General features: G+C 73.7%; 19 protein-coding genes. 7 read left to right on the forward strand and 12 right to left on the reverse strand.

Annotated features, from left to right (window positions below; all coding sequences use genetic code 11):
* Window positions 1-165: 165 nt before the first annotated feature.
* The 4 genes from ACZ7GZ_RS06845 to ACZ7GZ_RS06860 form a co-directional block, all read right to left on the reverse strand.
* Window positions 166-1,263 (reverse strand): PP2C family protein-serine/threonine phosphatase, encoded by a 1,098-nt coding sequence (locus ACZ7GZ_RS06845; protein WP_471021569.1) that lies wholly within the window; start codon window positions 1,261-1,263, stop codon window positions 166-168.
* 14 nt (window positions 1,264-1,277) lie between these two features.
* Entirely contained in the window at window positions 1,278-1,787 is a 510-nt protein-coding gene (locus ACZ7GZ_RS06850; protein ID WP_471021570.1) for an alpha/beta fold hydrolase, read from the reverse strand.
* Window positions 1,788-1,939: 152 nt separating this feature from the next.
* On the reverse strand, window positions 1,940-3,058 hold the full coding sequence (locus ACZ7GZ_RS06855; RefSeq protein WP_471021572.1) for an FAD-dependent oxidoreductase: 1,119 nt from the start codon (window positions 3,056-3,058) through the stop codon (window positions 1,940-1,942).
* A gap of 311 nt (window positions 3,059-3,369) precedes the next feature.
* Window positions 3,370-3,765, reverse strand: a complete 396-nt coding sequence (locus tag ACZ7GZ_RS06860; RefSeq protein ID WP_471021573.1) for an LppU/SCO3897 family protein — start codon at window positions 3,763-3,765, stop codon at window positions 3,370-3,372.
* Window positions 3,766-4,234: 469 nt separating this feature from the next.
* Between ACZ7GZ_RS06860 and ACZ7GZ_RS06865 the strand changes: the two genes are divergently transcribed.
* Window positions 4,235-4,594, forward strand: a complete 360-nt coding sequence (locus tag ACZ7GZ_RS06865; protein WP_471021575.1) for a tetratricopeptide repeat protein — start codon at window positions 4,235-4,237, stop codon at window positions 4,592-4,594.
* Window positions 4,595-4,736: 142 nt separating this feature from the next.
* On the opposite strand, the gene ACZ7GZ_RS06870 is transcribed toward ACZ7GZ_RS06865, so the two are convergent.
* The 3 genes from ACZ7GZ_RS06870 to ACZ7GZ_RS06880 form a co-directional block, all read right to left on the reverse strand.
* Complete coding sequence (locus tag ACZ7GZ_RS06870) at window positions 4,737-5,666, reverse strand: M56 family metallopeptidase (protein WP_471021576.1); 930 nt, start codon at window positions 5,664-5,666, stop codon at window positions 4,737-4,739.
* Between the two features lie 6 nt (window positions 5,667-5,672).
* On the reverse strand, window positions 5,673-6,071 hold the full coding sequence (locus ACZ7GZ_RS06875; protein ID WP_471021578.1) for a BlaI/MecI/CopY family transcriptional regulator: 399 nt from the start codon (window positions 6,069-6,071) through the stop codon (window positions 5,673-5,675).
* Window positions 6,072-6,162: 91 nt separating this feature from the next.
* Window positions 6,163-7,563: a PepSY-associated TM helix domain-containing protein gene (locus ACZ7GZ_RS06880; protein WP_471021749.1), complete on the reverse strand. Its 1,401-nt coding sequence runs from the start codon at window positions 7,561-7,563 to the stop codon at window positions 6,163-6,165.
* Window positions 7,564-7,695: 132 nt separating this feature from the next.
* On the opposite strand from ACZ7GZ_RS06880, the gene ACZ7GZ_RS06885 reads away from it, so the two are divergent.
* Window positions 7,696-8,340 carry a peptide deformylase gene (locus ACZ7GZ_RS06885; RefSeq protein WP_471021580.1) on the forward strand — a complete coding sequence of 215 codons (645 nt, stop codon included), beginning with the start codon at window positions 7,696-7,698 and terminating at the stop codon, window positions 8,338-8,340.
* An 8-nt stretch (window positions 8,341-8,348) separates the two neighbouring features.
* Here ACZ7GZ_RS06885 and ACZ7GZ_RS06890 read toward each other — a convergent pair whose 3' ends face one another.
* A complete protein-coding gene (locus tag ACZ7GZ_RS06890) occupies window positions 8,349-9,779 on the reverse strand; it encodes a dihydrolipoyl dehydrogenase family protein (protein ID WP_471021581.1) in 1,431 nt (476 codons plus the stop codon).
* A 131-nt stretch (window positions 9,780-9,910) separates the two neighbouring features.
* On the opposite strand from ACZ7GZ_RS06890, the gene trxA reads away from it, so the two are divergent.
* The gene (gene trxA / locus ACZ7GZ_RS06895) at window positions 9,911-10,285 is read left to right on the forward strand and encodes a thioredoxin (RefSeq protein WP_471021582.1); all 375 of its coding nucleotides are present in this window, start codon (window positions 9,911-9,913) and stop codon (window positions 10,283-10,285) included.
* 40 nt (window positions 10,286-10,325) lie between these two features.
* Here trxA and ACZ7GZ_RS06900 read toward each other — a convergent pair whose 3' ends face one another.
* Window positions 10,326-11,327, reverse strand: coding sequence for a LacI family DNA-binding transcriptional regulator (locus ACZ7GZ_RS06900; protein WP_471021583.1), 1,002 nt, complete (start codon window positions 11,325-11,327; stop codon window positions 10,326-10,328).
* Window positions 11,328-11,781: 454 nt separating this feature from the next.
* Complete coding sequence (locus tag ACZ7GZ_RS06905; RefSeq protein ID WP_471021586.1) at window positions 11,782-12,462, reverse strand: TetR/AcrR family transcriptional regulator; 681 nt, start codon at window positions 12,460-12,462, stop codon at window positions 11,782-11,784.
* Window positions 12,463-12,563: 101 nt separating this feature from the next.
* Here ACZ7GZ_RS06905 and ACZ7GZ_RS06910 point away from each other — a divergent pair, with 101 nt between their 5' ends.
* Window positions 12,564-13,127: an NAD(P)H-dependent oxidoreductase gene (locus ACZ7GZ_RS06910; protein WP_471021587.1), complete on the forward strand. Its 564-nt coding sequence runs from the start codon at window positions 12,564-12,566 to the stop codon at window positions 13,125-13,127.
* Between the two features lie 130 nt (window positions 13,128-13,257).
* On the opposite strand, the gene ACZ7GZ_RS06915 is transcribed toward ACZ7GZ_RS06910, so the two are convergent.
* Window positions 13,258-14,235: an ArsR/SmtB family transcription factor gene (locus tag ACZ7GZ_RS06915; protein WP_471021589.1), complete on the reverse strand. Its 978-nt coding sequence runs from the start codon at window positions 14,233-14,235 to the stop codon at window positions 13,258-13,260.
* A 56-nt stretch (window positions 14,236-14,291) separates the two neighbouring features.
* On the opposite strand from ACZ7GZ_RS06915, the gene ACZ7GZ_RS06920 reads away from it, so the two are divergent.
* Entirely contained in the window at window positions 14,292-15,533 is a 1,242-nt protein-coding gene (locus ACZ7GZ_RS06920) for an MFS transporter (protein ID WP_471021591.1), read from the forward strand.
* 139 nt (window positions 15,534-15,672) lie between these two features.
* Entirely contained in the window at window positions 15,673-16,647 is a 975-nt protein-coding gene (locus tag ACZ7GZ_RS06925; protein WP_471021592.1) for an alpha/beta hydrolase, read from the forward strand.
* A 37-nt stretch (window positions 16,648-16,684) separates the two neighbouring features.
* Here the strand turns inward: ACZ7GZ_RS06925 and ACZ7GZ_RS06930 are convergent, their stop codons facing one another.
* Window positions 16,685-16,912 carry an Lrp/AsnC family transcriptional regulator gene (locus ACZ7GZ_RS06930; RefSeq protein WP_471021593.1) on the reverse strand — a complete coding sequence of 76 codons (228 nt, stop codon included), beginning with the start codon at window positions 16,910-16,912 and terminating at the stop codon, window positions 16,685-16,687.
* A 21-nt stretch (window positions 16,913-16,933) separates the two neighbouring features.
* Between ACZ7GZ_RS06930 and ACZ7GZ_RS06935 the strand changes: the two genes are divergently transcribed.
* Window positions 16,934-17,143 (forward strand): hypothetical protein, encoded by a 210-nt coding sequence (locus ACZ7GZ_RS06935; protein WP_471021594.1) that lies wholly within the window; start codon window positions 16,934-16,936, stop codon window positions 17,141-17,143.

A 17,143-nucleotide genomic window follows, 5' to 3' on the forward strand; every position in this document is an offset into this window, starting at 1 on the left:
GCCGGGGCCCGCCCTTGAGCCACCGTGGTCCGGATACGAACACGACGACTTCCGGGCGGGCGCGGGCGTTCCCCCTTCTCGTGCTTCGACGCGTTCGGATCAGGAGCAGCCGGCGGGAGAGGCTCTTGGTCCAGCTGTACGCCACGGCCGCGGTCTGCGCCGGGCTTACTCCGCGGGTTCGTACAGGCGCACGGCGAGGGCGGCGATGTCGTCGTCAAGGCGTCCTCTGCTGTAGTGGAGGAGGTCACGGTGAAGAGCCGTGAGCAGCTCATGGGGCGGCGAGGGGGGCTGTCGGCGCATCCAGGCCGCCAGCGGGAAGAACTCCCCGTCGTGGGCGCGGGCCTCGGCGACCCCGTCGGTATAGAGAAGCAGCAGGTCGCCGGGGGCGAAGTCGAAGGTGTCGACCGTGTAGTCGTCGCCGATCAGCTCCGCGAGGTTGAGCAGTGGCGAGGGGGTTGTGGGTTCGAGGGCACGGAGTTCCCCACGGTTCAGGAGCAGCGGCGGGGGGTGTCCGCAGTTGAGGATCTCGATACGCCTGCCCTCGTGCGGGATCTCGACGAGAAGGGCGGTGGCGAAGCGCTCCATCGGCCCCTCGGGGGGAAATGCGGCGTTGTATCGGGTGCTGCTGGCATCGAGCCGGCGCGCGACGCTGACCATGTCGGCCTCGCCGTAGGCCGCCTCCCGGAAGGCGTTGACGATCGCCGCCGCCGCCCCCACCGCCGGCAGGCCCTTGCCCCGCACGTCACCGATGAGCAGCCTGACCCCGTATCGCGTGTCGGCCACCTCGTAGAAGTCCCCGCCGATACGGGCCTCCGCCGCAGCCGCGAGATACAGCGACTCGATCTCGACGCTCCCGAAGCGGCGCGGCATAGGACTCAGCACCACCTGCTGCGCCGCGTCGGCGACGAGCCGCACCTGAAAGAGGGTGCGCTCCCGCTGGAGTCGGACATGACTTCCGTACGCGGCCGCCACGGTGACCGCGATGATCCCCGCAGCCGTCCACCACGTCCCCAGACCGGGGAACACGAGGCTGAGGCCGATCATCAGAAAGAGGCAGACCGTCCCCAGCAGGACGGTGGGGAGCACCGGCCACATGGCGGCGGCGAGGGCAGGCGCGGCGGGCAGGAGACGACTGAAGGCCATTTCCGGCGGAGTGGCGTATGCCAGGCTGGCGATGACGACGGTCAGGATGACCGGCGACAGCCGTACAAAGCTCCCCGTGCCGTAGCTTCGAAGGTGCCGCGGCCGTCCAGACTCGATCACACTTCACAGAATATCTACGCAATGAGGGCATAGCGCTCTGACCGATCAGAGTCGGCCGCCTGCCTCGGAGCGGCTCGCCAGCCCTGTTGCATGTGGACGGACAGCACACCAAGACCGAGATCATCGCCATCCACCTGTCTGGACACATGTTCGAACGAGGATCTTGGACGGCCGAGGACGACGACCAGCCGATGAGGCCGGGGACGATGGCCCCGCTGACGGCCAGGCGGGTGACGCGGTGCGCGATGGCGGGAGGCGAGGGCGTGGCCGACCAACATGCCGAGGTCGTAGCCGACGACGGCGAAACGGTCGTGGCCCAGCGCGGCCATCAGGGCGGCCAAGCCGTCAGCGAGCGTGGCCGCGTCGCAGCCGGTGGCGGGCTTGTCGCCGGCTCCCATGCCGTGCAGGTCGGGGGCGACGACGGTGAAGTACCCGGCCAGGGCGGGCATGACCAGACGCCAGCCGTACCAGGACTGGGGCCAGCCGGGCAGGAGCACCAGCGGCGGCCCGTCACCGCCGACCACGGCGTGCAGGGCCAGGTCGCCGGTCTTGACGGTGTGGCTGGGGGCGTCCGCGCGTTCGTCCGGCGGTGGTTCTGCCGCAAGGCACTGCGGCGGTGCCGTACCGACCCGTGAAGCCGTGGCGAGCTGTTGGTACCGGCTCTCGCTCTCGGCGGTCAGGATGGCTGGACTTGGTCGAAGTGGGCGAGGGCTTCCGTGGGGTCCGGGCTCACGAGGCGGTCCAGACCGGCCGTCGTGATTTTCGCCCACCTGCCGGCCCGTGCCCACATCCGCTCCTCGAAGGCGCGGACGGCCTCGTCCAGATCTCCACAGCCGGTGGCGATGGACTCGGCGAGTTCGGCGCCTTCCAGCATCGCGAGATTCGCGCCCACCCCCAGCGGGGGCATCAGATGGGCGGCGTCGCCCAGCAGCGTCACCCCGGGGACGTGGGTCCAGGTGTGGGACACGGGCAGGATGTAGAAGGGGCGGTGGACGAAAGCGGTGCCGTGCCGGAGGAGGTCGAGGACGGGAGCGGCCCAGCCGTCGAACAGAGCCAGCAGGCTCGATCGCAGGGCCTCGGCGTCGGCCGGGTCCACGTTCGTGTGCCAGTCCAGCGGCGCGCGGAACTTGGCGTACACCTTGACGTGGCCGCCGCGGTTGCGCTGGGCGACGAGGGAGCGGTTCACGCCGTACACAGCCACGGAACCGTCGCCGATCAACCGGGCGAGCTCAGGGTGGCGGGTGTCGACGTCGTCGAGGGAGGTCTCGACCGAGGTGACGCCGGTGTAGTGCGGCGTCACCGACGAGACAGCCGGGCGGATCCGGGACCAGGCGCCGTCCGCGCCGACCACGAGGTCGAACGTCTCCTGTCGCCCGTCCGCGAAATGGACCAGTACGCCATCCCGGGTCCCCGGCACCACGTGCGTCACGCCGCGACCCCACTGGACGTCGAGAGGGCCGAGCAGCAGGTCACGGAGTTGCCCGCGGTCGATCTCGGGATTGGCCCGGTCATCCGGTCGGGGTCGCCAGTCGCGCAGGACGGTCCCGTCCGTGTCCAGGATGCGCATGGCCTGCCCTTCGGGGCGGGACAGCGCCTGGAACTCCGCCAGCAGCCCCGCCTTGTCCAGCGCGAGCTGGCCCAGTCCTTCGTGCAGGTCCAGCGTGCCGCCCGGGGGGCGGGCGTCGGGGGCGGGGTCGCGTTCGAGGACGGCGACGGGGTAGCCATGGCGGTGCAGGACACGGGCGAAAGTAAGGCCGGCAGGGCCGCTCCCGACCACGGCGATACGATGTCTCATGCCGATACACTGTATCTCCGCATGGCGAGGCATCGCAATAGAGAACGGGCCTGTCCAAGCGCGACCGGCCGCGCGTCTCCGGCCCGCGTGTGAGGGGGATGCTGGCCACGGGCCGCTTCCCGGCGCCGGCCAAGGCCGTGTACGGCGGCACGGACGTGGACGCCGAGGCATCCGTCGCGACCGGCCACCGGCCGTGGTGCACCGCTTCCGCTCCCTCGCCGCGCAGTGCGGTCACCAACGTGCCGCGGCAGCGCGGGCTCAGCCCGGTGGACAGGGCTGTCCGGGGCGACTCCGACGCCGTGATCGCCCGGCTATTTCCTGCCCTTCTCGTCGTTTTCCTTGAAGCAGACGACGAACCAGTTTCCGGAGCCTGACTGGGTGAGCGAGCCCGTCGTCCCCGGGACGTCGGAGCACGCCAAGGTATCGACGACCGCGTCCTTGTCCATCTTCAGGACCTTGTAGTCGGCGTGCGGGTCAGTGCAGTCGAGCTTCTTGGTCTTCGCTTCCTTGTCCGTCCCGATGTTCTGGAAGCAGTCACCGGCCTTGAGCGTCGCGGACTGGTCCTTCGTGTCGTACGGGCCCAAGGCCCAGAACGTGACCATGCCCGCGACGACAAGGACAAGGCCGAGGAGGATCAGGCGGTTGCGTCGTATCTGCCCCGAGGTGTACGAGGCGTTCTGGCCGCCCAGGGGCGGTATTTGGGACACGGGCAGTTCCTCAGGCAGTGGGGACGTGCGAAGACGATCACGAATCTAGCCCACCTGCCTGTACTCGTCGTTCGCCGCCCCCTTTTGGTCCTGGCGGTGTCCGGCCGGTGGGGATCACGGAGCTCCGCTCGAAGCGCCGCTGGAGCCGGGGCGGTTCGAGTCGAGGCGGGGTTTTCGGACCGTGGGGCCGTGCGCGCCATGACCGCGGGCGGTTGGCCCGCTCGCCTGGGGACCGCCAGGGCCGGCCGCGACGACGACACACCGATCGGCGGGAGGACTCGGTGGGGATGCTCCTTGCGTGCTGCACACCCTTCGGTCCGGACGGCACCGACCCGGTGACCGGCAAGCACCTCACCCCGCCCGCCGGGAGCAGGCCCGGCGGTTCGTCGACACCGTGCTCGCTTGCGCGAACAGTCGGTGGAATATTGAACAACTGCGTTCCGTTGTGCGCCGTCGAAGGAGGTCACGAGTGGAGACGCAAACGGAGACCACGTACTACGACCACGGCACGCCGGCCGAGCGCTGGGAGCGCGCGCGGCGGTTCTTCGACGCCAAGGACTACGCGGGCGCGGCGCGGGTGCTGACCGGGCTGGTCGAACAGGTGCCGGAGCAGACCGGACCCCGGCTGCTGCTGGCCCGCGCCTACTACCACTCGGCCCAACTGCGCCACGCCGAAGCCGAGTTGCGGCTCATCGTCGAGCGTGACCCGGTGGAGCACTACGCCCGGCTGATGCTGGGCCGTACGCTCCAGCGGCAGGCCCGGCACGAGGAGGCGCAGCGGCATCTGCGGATCGCCTCGGCGCTCGCCGGCGACTTCCCGCGGGAGTGAGACGTGGGAAGTGGCCTGCGAAGGGGCCCGGTTCCCGGCGCGGGACCGGGCCCTCGGCATGTCTCACATGGACGGCCGTACCCCCGGATGAGGCCCGTGGCCGAAGCCAGGGGTCGTGCCGAGAGCACCGTCTGCCCCTGGATCACAGCGAGGCCGTCGCGCGCAGGATCAGGAACAGGGTGACGGCGGAGTTCGCCGAGGACATCGCGGACACCAGCGCCCCGGCGGCGGCGCCCCACGCGGCGAGGCCGACCGAGGTGGAGGCCGGCGGCCACGTGCGGGCCACGGGCGCGGGGGCCAGCAGCGCGGCGACCCGGCGCGGCACGGGACCGGTGGCCGCGAGCGCGGCGAGGGTGGGGGCGGGTGTGCCGGCGGAGAGCAGGGCCGCCCTGCCGATGGCCCGCGCGACGGTGCGCCGGTCGCCTACCGTCCGGGCCGCCTCCTCGTCCGCCCAGCGCTCGGCCGTGTAGACGACGGCGGTGCGCAGCGGCCGCAGGAACGGGTTGGCACGGGCGGCCAGGTGCGCGGCGAGCAGATGGCGGTGGTGACGGGCGGTCAGGTGGGCACGTTCGTGGGCGAACAGGGCGCGCCGCTCGGCGGGGGCGAGCCCGGCCAGCAGCGCGGTGGTGACGACGATCCGGCCCGGACCGCCGGGCAGGGCGTAGGCGTACGGCGTGCTGTCGGGCAGGACCGCCACCGCCCTGCCCGGCAGCGCGGCGAGGGCCCGGCGGGCGCGGCGGGTGACCCGGCGGTGCCGGCGCAGCGTGCGGGCGCAGGCGACGGCGACCAGGGCGAGCGCGGGGATGGCGGCCCGGCCAGCGATCTCGTCGTACGGGACTGCGGCCCGTACCTGCGGGTCGGACCAGCCGTCCGGGAGGGGGTTGCCGGGCAGCTGGGCGGTGCCGACCACCATGAGCAGGGCCAGGCAGAGCGTGCTGCAGACGGCCATGACGACGGCGACCGCGGTCAGCAGCCGGGTCGCGGTGCGCGGATGCAGCCGCGTCTCGGCGAGCCGGGCGACCGGCCAGGCGGACAGCGGCAGCACCAGTGGCAGGAAGACGAAGACCCCCATGGCCGATCAGTCTTCCGTGCCCGCGCCGTCCGTGTGCGTGGCGTCGAGCAGGGCCCGCAGGACTTCCTCGTCGCCCGGCGGCAGAGCGGTGACGAAGCTGGCCAGGACCGCCTCGCGGTCCCGTTCGCCGTCCAGCAGGCGGCGCATGCGCAGGGCGGCGAGCCCGGCCACGTCGGCCGTCGGCGTCCACCGGAAGGAGCGGCCGTGGCGTTCGCGGGCGACGACGTCCTTGGCGAGCAGCCGGGTCAGAATGGTGACGACGGTGGTGTAGGCGAGGTCGCCGCCCAGGCGCCGGCGCACCCACTCGGCGCTGACCGGCTCCTCCGCCTCCCGCAGCGCGCCGAGGACCTGGCCCTCCAGTTCGCCCTGTCCGCGCCGCCGGGCCCGGCCGCCTTCCCGCGCCATGTCCCCGTCTCCCCTTCTTTCCGGCTCGGTTCGCCTCCGGGACGCCCCGTCGGCTCACCCGCCGCTTCGGCGTCGGGCGTGTCGGACCACGCTACTGCACGTCGGGCGCGCTCCCGTAGGTCCGCCGGCCGCACCGGTGGGCGATCTCGCCGAGGAGGACGTCGACGGCGAGGAAGGCGGCCAGCGGGATGCCGAGCAGCGGCACGAAGTAGCCGAGTACGGCGACGGCCGCGAGCGCCGGGACCAGGAGGTGCGGCGGCACCTCGGCCCAGGCGCCGCGCGGGACGGGCCGGCCGAAGGCGGAGCCGCGTCCGCGCTGCCACCACATGCGGTAGCCCCACAGGACCAGCAGGATCAGGGCGAGGGCGAGCAGCGCGAGGGCGATCTGGTTGACGAGGCCGAAGAGGACGCCGGTGTGCAGGTCGATGCCCCAGCGGGTGAGCTTGGCGAGCACCGGGTAGTCGGCGAACCGGAGTTCGTCGGTGACCTTGCCGGTGGCCGGGTCGACGGCGACGGCGTCCTGCTTCTCGGGCCAGCTGCGCTGGATCTGCTTCACGACGTAGGCGCTGCGGGCGTCGGCGGGCGGCACGATCTCCACCGGGTCGTTCAGTCCCCTGGCGCGGGCCGCCGTGAGCACCTTGTCCAGGCCGACACCGTGCACCGCGGTGCCGCCGGTGCCGGACGGCGTACCGTGGCCCGCGTGGTCGCCGCCCGCCGCGGACGCCGAGACGGACGGGGTGGCCTGGCCCAGCGAGGTGCGCAGCTCGTCGATGTGCGCGCCGGCGTACGTCGACCACGTCAGCCCGGTCGCCGACAGGAAGAGGAACCCGGCGGCGGTCCACACCCCGACGGTGCCGTGCAGGCCGAGGGTGCGGCGCCGCCCGCCGGTCCCGCGGACCTTGCGCAGGGCGCGGCGGCGGGAGAACCACAGGACCAGTCCGCCGGCCGTGATCACCCAGAGCCAGCTCGCGGCCAGCTCGCTGTAGAGGCGGCCGGTGTCGCCGAGGTGCAGATCGCGGTGGAGTTCGTCGATCCAGGTACGCAGGGGCAGCGCGCCGGTCGAGCCGTACTGTTCGAGCGCGCCGCGGACCTTGCCGGTGCAGGGGTCGACGAACACGGCGAGGGTGTGGTCGGGGGTGACGCCCTTGACGCCGGAGAGCAGCACCCGGGTGGTGGTGCCGGGTTCGGGGGCGGGGCGCACGGCGGCGACGGTGCCCTCGGGGCGGGCCTTGCGGGCGGCGGCGACCTGGGCGGAGACCGGCAGTTCGGTCTTCCCGGCGGGAACGGTCAGCTCATGGCCGTAGACGAGCTTCTCGGCCTGGAAGGAGCCCGCGTACAGCAGTCCGGTGACGGCGGCGACCAGCAGGAAGGGGGCGACGAGCACGCCGGCGTAGAAGTGCAGGCGCAGGACGAGCGGGCGCAGGGGTGCCCAGCCGCCGCGGGCCCGCGGGCCGGACGCCTCGGTGCCGGCGGCGGGGGGAGCGGAGGTCATCGGGGAGTTCTCCGGGGACGTGGTGCGCAAGCGGGGACGGTTCAGTAGTCGGACCGCCAAGGGGCGGAGTTCCCCGGGGTTTTGGTGACCTGTGCCACAGGGAGTGCCGGGAGGTCATGGCATCCTGACGCGATGGCACCTCCCCGTGATCACGCGCCGCTCGCCGAGCGGGTCGAGGAACTCCTCGCCGCCGGCGGCCCCCTGCCCATCGTCGCCGCCGGGCAGCCGGTGCTGCGGCGCGGCACCGAGCCGTACGACGGTCAGCTCGGCCCGGCCCTGCTCGCCCGTTTCGTCGAGGCCCTGCGCGTCACCATGCACGCCGCGCCCGGTGTGGGCCTCGCCGCACCCCAGGTCGGCGTGGGCCTGCGGATCGCGGTCATCGAGGATCCGGCACCGGTGCCTCCGGAGGTGGCGGTGGCCCGTGGCCGGGTCCCGCAGCCGTTCCGGGTCCTGGTCAATCCGGTGTACGAGCCCGTCGGCACCGCGCGTGCCGCGTTCTTCGAGGGCTGCTTGAGCGTGCCGGGCTGGCAGGCGGTGGTGGCCCGGCACGCCGAGGTGCGGCTGCGCGGCGAGGACGAGCACGGCCGCGCGCTGGACGAGCTGTTCACCGGGTGGCCCGCCCGGATCGTCCAGCACGAGACGGACCACCTGGACGGCACGCTGTACCTGGACCGCGCCGAGCCGCGCTCCCTGTCCACGAACGAGGCGGTGGCCGCGCTGTGGGCCCAGCCGACACCGCGGGCGGCGGGCGAGGCCCTCGGGTTCGATCTCCCCTAGTTCCGGGCTCAGTTGTCCCGGTACGCCTCCAGCAGTCGCAGCCACACCTCGCTCAGCGTCGGGTACGACGGGACCGCGTGCCACAGCCGGCTCACCGGGACCCGGCCGGCGACGGCGACGGTCGCCGAGTGGATGAGTTCGCCGACGCCGGGGCCGACGAAGGTGACCCCGCGCAGGATCTCGTTCTCCAGGTCGACGACGATGCGGGCGCGGCCCTTGTAGCCGTCGCCGTACAGGCCGGCACCCGCGACCGAGGAGAACTCGACGTCGACGGCACGGACGCGGTGCCCCGCCTGTTCCGCCTCGGCGAGGGAGAGGCCGACCGCGGCGGCCTCGGGGTCGGTGAACACGACCTGGGGTACGGCGTGGTGGTCGGCGGTGGCCGCATGCGCGCCCCAGGACTCGTCCAGCACGGGGTCGCCGGACGCGCGGGCGGCGATGGCGGCGCCGGCGATGCGGGCCTGGTACTTGCCCTGGTGGGTGAGGAGGGCGCGGTGGTTGACGTCGCCGACCGCGTACAGCCAGTCGGTGCCGGTCACGCGGAGGGTGTCGTCGACCTCCAGCCAGGAGCCGGGTTCCAGGCCGACGGTGTCGAGGCCGATGTCGTCGGTGTGCGGGACGCGGCCGGTGGCGAAGAGGATCTCGTCGGCCTCGATCCGGTCGCCGGCGGAGGTGACCGCGACGACGGTGCCGTTCTCCCGGGTGACGGACTCCAGGGAGGTGCCGGTGCGGATGTCGGCGCCCGCCTCGGTGAGCGCCTCGGCGACCAGTTCCCCGGCGAACGGCTCCATGCGGTTCAGCAGGCCCTTGCCCCGCACCAGCAGGGTGACCCGGGAGCCGAGGGCCTGCCAGGCGGTGGCCATCTCGGTGGCGACGACACCGCCGCCGACGACGACCAGCCGGCCCGGGGCGGCCTTGGCGCTGGTGGCCTCGCGGCTGGTCCAGGGCTTCACCCCGTCGAGTCCGGGCAGGTCGGGCAGCTGGGCGCGGGTGCCGGTGGATACGGCGACGGCGTGCCGGGCGGTGAGGGTGGTGACCGTGCCGTCGGGGGCGGTCACGGTGACCGTGCGGGGGCCGGCGAGGCGCCCGTGGCCGCGGTGGAAGTCGGCGCCGGTGCCCTCCAGCCAGGCGACCTGGCCGTCGTCCTTCCAGTGGGAGGTGTACGCGTCCCGGCGGGCGAGGACCGCCGGGGTGTCGAGCGGGCTGAGGACCGCCTGGGCGAGGCCGGGCAGCCGGCGCGCGTCGGCCTGGGCGATGACCGGCCTGAGCAGGGCCTTGCTGGGCATGCACGCCCAGTAGGAGCACTCGCCGCCGAGCAGTTCGCTCTCCACGACCGCGGTGGTGAGTCCGGCCGCGCGGGTGCGGTCGGCGACGTTCTCCCCCACGGGCCCGCCCCCGATCACCACGACGTCGTACGCGATGGTTTCCGTTTCCGTCATGGGGTCAGTCTGGTGGGTGGTGTGCGCCACGGCCACACGGGTAGGGGCGCGGAACACGTCGCGGAATACGTCACCGGGCGGCCGTGTTGTGCCCACGGCTTCGCCCGCACCTAGGAACGAGGGAGCACGCCATGAGCAGCACCGTGGAGCTGACCAAGGACAACTTCGACCAGACGGTCACGGAGAACGAGTTCGTTCTCATCGACTTCTGGGCGGAGTGGTGCGGGCCCTGCCGGCAGTTCGCGCCCGTGTACGAGAAGGCGGCCCAGGACAATCCCGACCTGGTGTTCGGCAAGGTGGACACCGAGGCGCAGCCCGAGCTGGCCGCGGCCTTCGGCATCCAGTCGATCCCGACGCTGATGATCGTCCGCGACAAGGTCGCCGTCTACGCCCAGCCGGGCGCGCTCCCCGAGCCCGCCCTGACGGACATCATCGGGCAGGCCCGGAACCTGGACATGGACGAGGTCCGCAAGAGCATCGCCGCTCAGCAGAGCAACGCCGAATAGCGCACCGCGGGGCAGCCACGGGCAACGGGACGGTGCCGGGTCAGCTGGACTCGCGTCGGATCACCGAGGCACCCAGGACCGTGTGCACCTCCGGCTCGGCGCCGGGGTCGCGCACCGCCCGGTCGACCAGTTCGGCGAGGTCGCGGCCCGAGGGCAGCTCGATGTGGACGGTGCTGAGGCGGGGCCGCAGCAGCCGGCCGAGCATCAGGTCGTCGGCGCCGATCACGGCGACGTCCTCGGGGACCCGCAGCCCCTCGTCCTGCAGGGCGCGCATCAGCAGCATCGCGTACTCGTCGTTGTAGGCGAACACCGCGTCCAGGCCCGACTCACGCCACCCTGAGGCGAGTCGGGCGGCGGCTTCCTCCGTGTACGCGAGCGGCAGTTCCGTGACGGCGGCGTCCGTGCCGTGCAGCGCCTGGCGCACTCCGGCGAGCCGGGGCCGGGAGTAGGCCTCCAAGCCGGGCTCCTCGGGTACCACGACCCCGATCCGGCGCCGGCCGCGGGCGTACAGATGGGCGCCCGCGCTCTGGCCGACGGCGTCGTGGTCCATCAGCAGGGCGTGCGCGCCGTCGACGCGCTCGGGGCCGAGGGTGACCACGGCACGGGCACCGGAGCGTTTGAGGACGCCGACACCCTGCGGCCCGAGTTCCGCGCCGGGCACCAGGACGGCGACCGGCCGCAACTCCGCCCAGGCGCGGGCGGCTTCGTCCCCTTGGAGGCCGACGGTGCCGTACTGCACGACGGTGTAGTCGAGCCGGCCGAGCGCCCACTGCAGCTCGTTGAGGAACCTGCCGTACAGGTGGCCCACCGGGATCGCCGGGGCGGGCATGAGGACCATGCGACTGTGTCCGGCACGCAGGCTGCGGGCGGCGGCGTGGGGCACGTACCCCAGTTCCCGCGCGGCCTCGCGTACCCGGCGGCGCGTCGGTTCACTGATCCGTACGGCGCTGGTGTTGTTGAGGACGTAGGACACGGTCGCGCGCGAGACGCCGGCCAGGCGGGCCACGTCGGCACTCGTGGGCGTGTTCGGTATCTGCACCATGACAGACCGCATCTTGGCAGAGGGGCGGGGGCCGGGAGCAGGCGGGGCAACGTGGTTCATCGTTCGACGAAATCCGGCGTACCGGTGGCTTGGGCGAACGAACCACCTGCGGCTGATCGAGGGCCTGCTGGATCCGGTCCCGTCGGGCGGGGTGCCGCGCGCACGCGACGTGGGGCGCCGGCCTGCCGCTTCAGCCGCCACCGCGACCGCCGCCGAGCACACCGACAGGAGTCCCCGGGCGGGTGCCGGAGGCTGCTCTCCGGCACCCGGGAGGCCCGCAGGTCGTGGGCGTCCCAGACCCTGGTCGACGGCATCGGGCGCACCGCCGTGCCCGTACCCGACCGGGGCCCGGGATGTTCCGGCGCGCCGTGGCATCCGCCGCACAGGCGGCACACGGGGGCACCCAGTCGAGGGTGGCCGACCGGCGGCCGGGCCCCGGTCGACGGTCCGGCTCTCAGTGGGGTGGCCGGGTGCCGGTCACCCGGGCGACCAGGTCGATCCAGCCGGCCTCCAGCCGCTCCATGGGCAGCCCGCACTGCCTGGTGTGGTAGTGGATCAGCGCCGGGTCGAGCGAGGCCAGGAGCGTCTGGGCGAGCAGTTCGCAGTCGGCGTCCGGCACGATCTGCCGCAGCAGTATGAGGACGTGGGTGCGCAGGGCCCGGTGCGCCGGATGGGAGAACCTGCGGGTCGGCTCCGTCTGGGCGGCGAGATGCAGCTCCAGCCGCTCGTCCGAGCGGTACAGCACCGCCACGCCGAACGCCCGCAGCCGCTCCAGGGGCGGCGCCCCGGGCCCCAGCGGCGGGGGCCCGCCCAGGAAGTCGGCCTGCAACTGCTTGTCCGAGTGGTCGAGCAGGGCCATCAGCAGGCCGGTGCGGTCACCGAAGCGCCGGAACACCGTCCCCTTGCCCACCTGGGCCGCAGCGGCCACCGCCTCCATGGTGACCCCTGCCACCCCGTGCTCCGCGATCAGCCGGGCGGCGGCATCCAGCAGCCGGGCCCGGTTGCGCGCCGCGTCGGCCCGCAGGCACGGCTCCTCGGCTGACGCGCCGACCTCCAGCAACTGAGGCGCGTCGAGGGGCTCAGGAGACGGCGGGAAGGGCGGCACGGCGCTGGACATGAAGACAGCGTAAAGCATCCGGAACAAAACTGGACCGCGGTCCGTTTAAGGTGATAGAACACTTAAGCGGACCCTGGTCCGGATCGTAGACAGCGATGTTTCAGCCTTTTGGAGTTCCCATGTCTGTTCGCATCCTCGCGCTCGTCGGCAGCCTCCGCGCCGGTTCGCACAACCGCCAGCTCGCCGAGGCGGCCGTCAAGCTCGCTCCCGAGGGCGCCGAGGTCGTGCTGTACGAGGGCCTGGCCGACGTCCCCTTCTACAACGAGGACATCGACGTCGAGGGCAGCGTGCCGGCCGCCGCCGCGAAGCTGCGTGAGGCCGCGCAGGCCGCCGACGCCTTCCTGCTCTTCTCCCCCGAGTACAACGGCACCATCCCGGCCGTCCTGAAGAACGCCATCGACTGGCTGTCCCGTCCGTACGGCGCCGGCGCCTTCGGCGGCAAGCCCGTCGCCGTGATCGGCACCGCCTTCGGCCAGTACGGCGGCGTGTGGGCGCAGGACGACACCCGCAAGGCCGTGGGCATCGCCGGTGGCAAGGTGATCGAGGACATCAAGCTCTCCATCCCGGGCTCGGTGACCCGCTTCGCGGAGACCCACCCGGTCGACGACGCCGAGGTCGCCGCCCAGCTGACCGAGGTCGTCGCCCGTCTGCACGGCAACGTGGGCGAGGCCGTGGCCGCCTGAGGCACAGCACCGTGAGGGGGGCCGGTTCCGTCCGGCCCCCTTTCGCGTGTGCACTGTCCGCGGTCCGGTTTCCGCGGACTTCCCGCGGTCCGACACCGGCAGTCACACCGGCCGGGCATGAGCCGCCCCGTCAGCCCCCGGCCAACCGCTCGGCCAGCGCGCTGCGCCGGTACAGCACCCGGCGGCCGTCGCGGGCGCGGGTCACCAGGCCCGTGGCGGCCAGCACGCGCAGGTGCTGGGAGACGGCGCTCGGGGTCACGCCGAGCCTCCGGGCGAGCTCCACCGTGGGCAGGGGTTCCGCGAGCAGCCGCAGCAGGGTCGTCCGGGGTGCGCCGAGCAGGGCGGTGAGCGCGGAGGCGTCCGGCGCGGGTTCCGGTTCCCACAGGGTCGCCGCGCCCCGGCCCGGGTAGGCGAGCATCGGCGGTGCCTCGGCGCTGATCGGGGGCGCCGGCTTGTACGCGAACACCGAGGGCACCAGCCGCAACCCCCGGCCGGCGCCGTCGACGGTGTGCCGGCCGATCATCTTGTCGACGGTCAGCACGCCGTCCCGCCAGCCGAGGTTGGCGTGCAGACCGGAGAAGAGCGCCCGCGCGCCGCCGGTGGCCAGCTGTCCCGCGCGGTGCGTGATGTCGGCCTCCAGGACCAGCCGGATCCGTGGCCAGTACGGCAGCAGCGCCGTCCGCCAGTAGCGGTGCAGCAACGAACAGAGGACGTCGAGGAGTTCGAGGACGGGGTCGTCTCCGGGCGCGGTGGCCTGCCGCAGCGCGCCGGGGAGCGGGCGCGGGGCGTGCGCGGCGCGCAGGTCATGCCGTACGACCTCGGGGGGCGTGGCCCGTACGACGGTCAGCTCCTCGTCGAGTGTCGGGGCGTAGGCGGTGGGCCGGGGCGTCAGGAAGTCGGGCAGGGCGAGCGTGGGACCGACCAGGGCGGACAGCAGAGGCAGGTCGGCGGCGGCGAGGGCGGCGAGCACGGTGCGGCGCCAGCCGCGGTGCAGGGGGTGCAGCGCCGGGGCCCGCAGGACACGCAGGCTCTCCATCAGCTCGCCGAGCGGGGAGAGGGCGAACCGGGTGTCCGCGAGGTCGTCGACCCCGAGCCGGAAGCCGATCATTTAGCCCCCGCCTACATCGTTCGCCAACTTCCCCCGCGGGCGGTGGACTTCGGCACATGACCGCTCACCACACCGGGCAGCGTACTCCACGACTCGTTCCGCTGCTGGGCCTGGCCTGCGGGGTCGGGGTCGGCAACGTGTACTTTCCGCAGGCCGTCGTCCCGCTCGCGGCGGCCGGGCTCGGCGTCTCCCCCGGCTCCGCGGCCGGGGCGGTGACGGCGACCCAGTTCGGCTATGCGGCGGGCATCTTCCTGCTCGTCCCGCTCGGCGACCGGTTGCCGGCCCGGCCGCTGCTGGTCACCCTGCTGGCCGTGACCGGCCTCGGCCTGTGCGCCGCCGCCGCAGCGCCCGCGCTGCCGGCGCTGCTCGCGGCGAGCCTGCTGGTCGGCGCGGCCACGGTGATCGCTCCGCTGGCCGGCCCGCTGGCGGCGGGACTGGTCCCGCCCGAACGGCGGGGTGTGGTCGGCGGCACGCTGCTGAGCGGCGCCCTGGCGGGCATGCTGCTGTCCCGCACGGTCGGCGGCGCCCTCGGCGAGCGGCTGGGCTGGCGGGCGCCGTACGTCCTGGCGGCCCTGCTGACCCTGGCGGTCGCGCTGCTCCTGGCCCGTGCGCTCCCGGCCACGGCCCCGCCGTCCCGGCCGCGCCGGCCGCGCCGCCCGCGCCTGCTCACCGAGCCCGTCCGCCTGCTGTTCGCCGAACCGGAGCTGCGCCGCTCGTCCTTCTACCAGGCGACGGTGTTCGCCGGTTTCTCCGCCGTGTGGACCGGGGTGGCCCTGCTGCTGACAGGACCACCGTACGGGCTCGGCGTGGCAGCGGTCGGACTGCTCGCGCTGGTCAACGCGGTGACCATGCTCGTCACGCCGTTCGCGGGCCGGCTGGTGGACCGGCGGGGCCCCGACCGGGTGAACCTGGTCTGTTTCCTGCTGGTCCTCGCCGCCGTTGCGGCCCTCGCCCTCGGCGGCCTGGGCGGCACCCCCGGCCTGCTGTCCCTCGGGACGGGCACCCTGCTGCTGGACGTCGGCATGCAGTCCGGCATGGTCGCCAACCAGGTGCGCATCTACGCCCTCGCCGCGGACGTCCGCAGCCGCCTCAACACCGCCTACATGACCTGCGCCTACCTGGGCGGCAGCCTCGGCTCCTGGCTCGGCGCCCGCGCGTACGCCTGGCACGGCTGGGCCGGGGTGTGCGGCCTGGTCGCCCTGCTGACCGGGCTGGGCCTGATACGGCACCTGGGCGCACGGGCGGGCCGGCACCGGACCGCTGCCGCGGCCGGTCGGGCCGGGCCCGCCACGGGGTAGGGGTCCGACGGGCGCACCCGGCGCCCCGCGGAGCCGCACGGACGGCTGTGGCCACGCCGCACGGACGGCCACGCGCCACACCGCTCGTCCCCGGCACGCCACATCGGCCGTACGCCACCACGCCACTTCAGGAGACCTCATGCCGCAGCCGGTCCCGCCGCCCTTCGACCCGGAACTCGCCGCCGCGCTCGACCTGCTCGGGGACGCGACCGCGCCCGGATTCACCCTGGACGCGCTGGCGTCCGCCCGGGCCGCCGACAGCGAGGTGCTCGGTCTGCTGGACCTCACCCTGGACGGCGCCTTCGAGGCGGAGGACCGTGCGGTGCCGGGCCCGGAGGGCGCCCCGGACGTCTGCCTCCTGCTCTGCCGCCCTGTCCGCACCGGGTCCACGGCCCCGCTGCCGGTGCTCTACCACGTGCACGGCGGCGGCATGGTGCTCGGCACCGCCCGGGCCGGTGTGGACCAGCCCCTGGCGTGGGCGCGCGAGCTGGGCGCGGTCGTGGTCTCGGTGGAGTACCGGCTCGCGCCCGAACATCCGTACCCGGCGCCGGTGGAGGACGTGTACGCGGGCCTGCTGTGGATCGCCGGGCACGCGCGGGAGATCGGCGCCGACCCGGACCGGATCGTCGCCGTGGGCGCCAGCGCGGGCGGCGGCCTCGCCGCGGCGCTCGCCCTGCTCAGCCGGGACCGGCGGGGCCCGCGCCTGCTCGGTCAGGTGCTGCTGGCCCCGATGCTCGACGACCGCAACGACACGGTCTCCAGCCACCAGATGGCCGACGTCGGAGTCTGGGACCGCACCGCCAACGAGACCGGCTGGACGGCCCTGCTCGGCGACCGCCGTGGCGGCCCCGGCGTCCCGCCGTACGCCGCCCCCGCCCGCGCCCGCGACCTGTCCGGCCTGCCCCCGGCCTACCTCGACGCAGGTTCCGCGGAGACCTTCCGGGACGAGGTGGTCGCCTACGCGTCCCGTATCTGGCAGTGCGGCGGCGAGGCCGAACTCCACATCTGGCCGGGCGCGTTCCACGGCTTCGACACGCTCGCCCCTCAGGCCGCTCTGTCCCGCGCGGCCCGGACGGCCCGACTCGCCTGGTTGCGGCGGCTGTTGGATCGCTGAGGGGCACCGCCCTGCGGGGCGCGCCTTCTGACGGGGATCAGGAGGGAAGGCGGGCAGGGGTGGTGGTGCTGACCTGCTGGAAGATCATCGAGGTGCGGAAGCCGGTGATCTCGGCGCGCTTGCTGAGGCGGTCGACGAGGAGGGCGTGCAGCCGGTCGAGGTCCTGCACGGCGACGTGCAGCAGGAAGTCGTCGCCGCCGGAGAGCACGAAGACGTGCAGCACCTCCGGCAGCGAGCCGGCGAAGCCCTTGAAAGTGTCGATCACCGTGCCGCCGGCGCGGGCGGCGTGATCAACGCCATCAGCACCGAACCGCACCACCTTGGTGCGAACGAGGCCCGCGCCCGGGTCCTCGCCGTCGAAGAGACCGTCGGGGAACTGCTCGACACCGCCGAGCGCGAGGGTGTGACTCCGGCGCGGGCGGCCGAGGAGACGGCCCTCCGGCGCCTGAGGGCCGCCTCCGCCGAGGACCTCCCCCGGACCGGACCCGCCCCCTGA

Source organism: Streptomyces sp. NPDC037288 (assembly GCF_055603265.1).

Bases quoted from the DNA above. Each gene is read 5' to 3' on its own strand.
- ACZ7GZ_RS06855 (WP_471021572.1), bottom strand. From the start codon at position 3,058: ATGAGACATCGTATCGCCGTGGTCGGGAGCGGCCCTGCCGGCCTTACT.
- ACZ7GZ_RS06870 (WP_471021576.1), bottom strand. From the start codon at position 5,666: ATGGGGGTCTTCGTCTTCCTGCCACTGGTGCTGCCGCTGTCCGCCTGG.
- ACZ7GZ_RS06875 (WP_471021578.1), bottom strand. From the start codon at position 6,071: ATGGCGCGGGAAGGCGGCCGGGCCCGGCGGCGCGGACAGGGCGAACTG.
- ACZ7GZ_RS06880 (WP_471021749.1), bottom strand. From the start codon at position 7,563: ATGACCTCCGCTCCCCCCGCCGCCGGCACCGAGGCGTCCGGCCCGCGG.
- ACZ7GZ_RS06885 (WP_471021580.1), top strand. From the start codon at position 7,696: ATGGCACCTCCCCGTGATCACGCGCCGCTCGCCGAGCGGGTCGAGGAA.
- ACZ7GZ_RS06890 (WP_471021581.1), bottom strand. From the start codon at position 9,779: ATGACGGAAACGGAAACCATCGCGTACGACGTCGTGGTGATCGGGGGC.
- trxA (WP_471021582.1), top strand. From the start codon at position 9,911: ATGAGCAGCACCGTGGAGCTGACCAAGGACAACTTCGACCAGACGGTC.
- ACZ7GZ_RS06900 (WP_471021583.1), bottom strand. From the start codon at position 11,327: ATGGTGCAGATACCGAACACGCCCACGAGTGCCGACGTGGCCCGCCTG.
- ACZ7GZ_RS06905 (WP_471021586.1), bottom strand. From the start codon at position 12,462: ATGCTTTACGCTGTCTTCATGTCCAGCGCCGTGCCGCCCTTCCCGCCG.
- ACZ7GZ_RS06910 (WP_471021587.1), top strand. From the start codon at position 12,564: ATGTCTGTTCGCATCCTCGCGCTCGTCGGCAGCCTCCGCGCCGGTTCG.
- ACZ7GZ_RS06915 (WP_471021589.1), bottom strand. From the start codon at position 14,235: ATGATCGGCTTCCGGCTCGGGGTCGACGACCTCGCGGACACCCGGTTC.
- ACZ7GZ_RS06920 (WP_471021591.1), top strand. From the start codon at position 14,292: ATGACCGCTCACCACACCGGGCAGCGTACTCCACGACTCGTTCCGCTG.
- ACZ7GZ_RS06925 (WP_471021592.1), top strand. From the start codon at position 15,673: ATGCCGCAGCCGGTCCCGCCGCCCTTCGACCCGGAACTCGCCGCCGCG.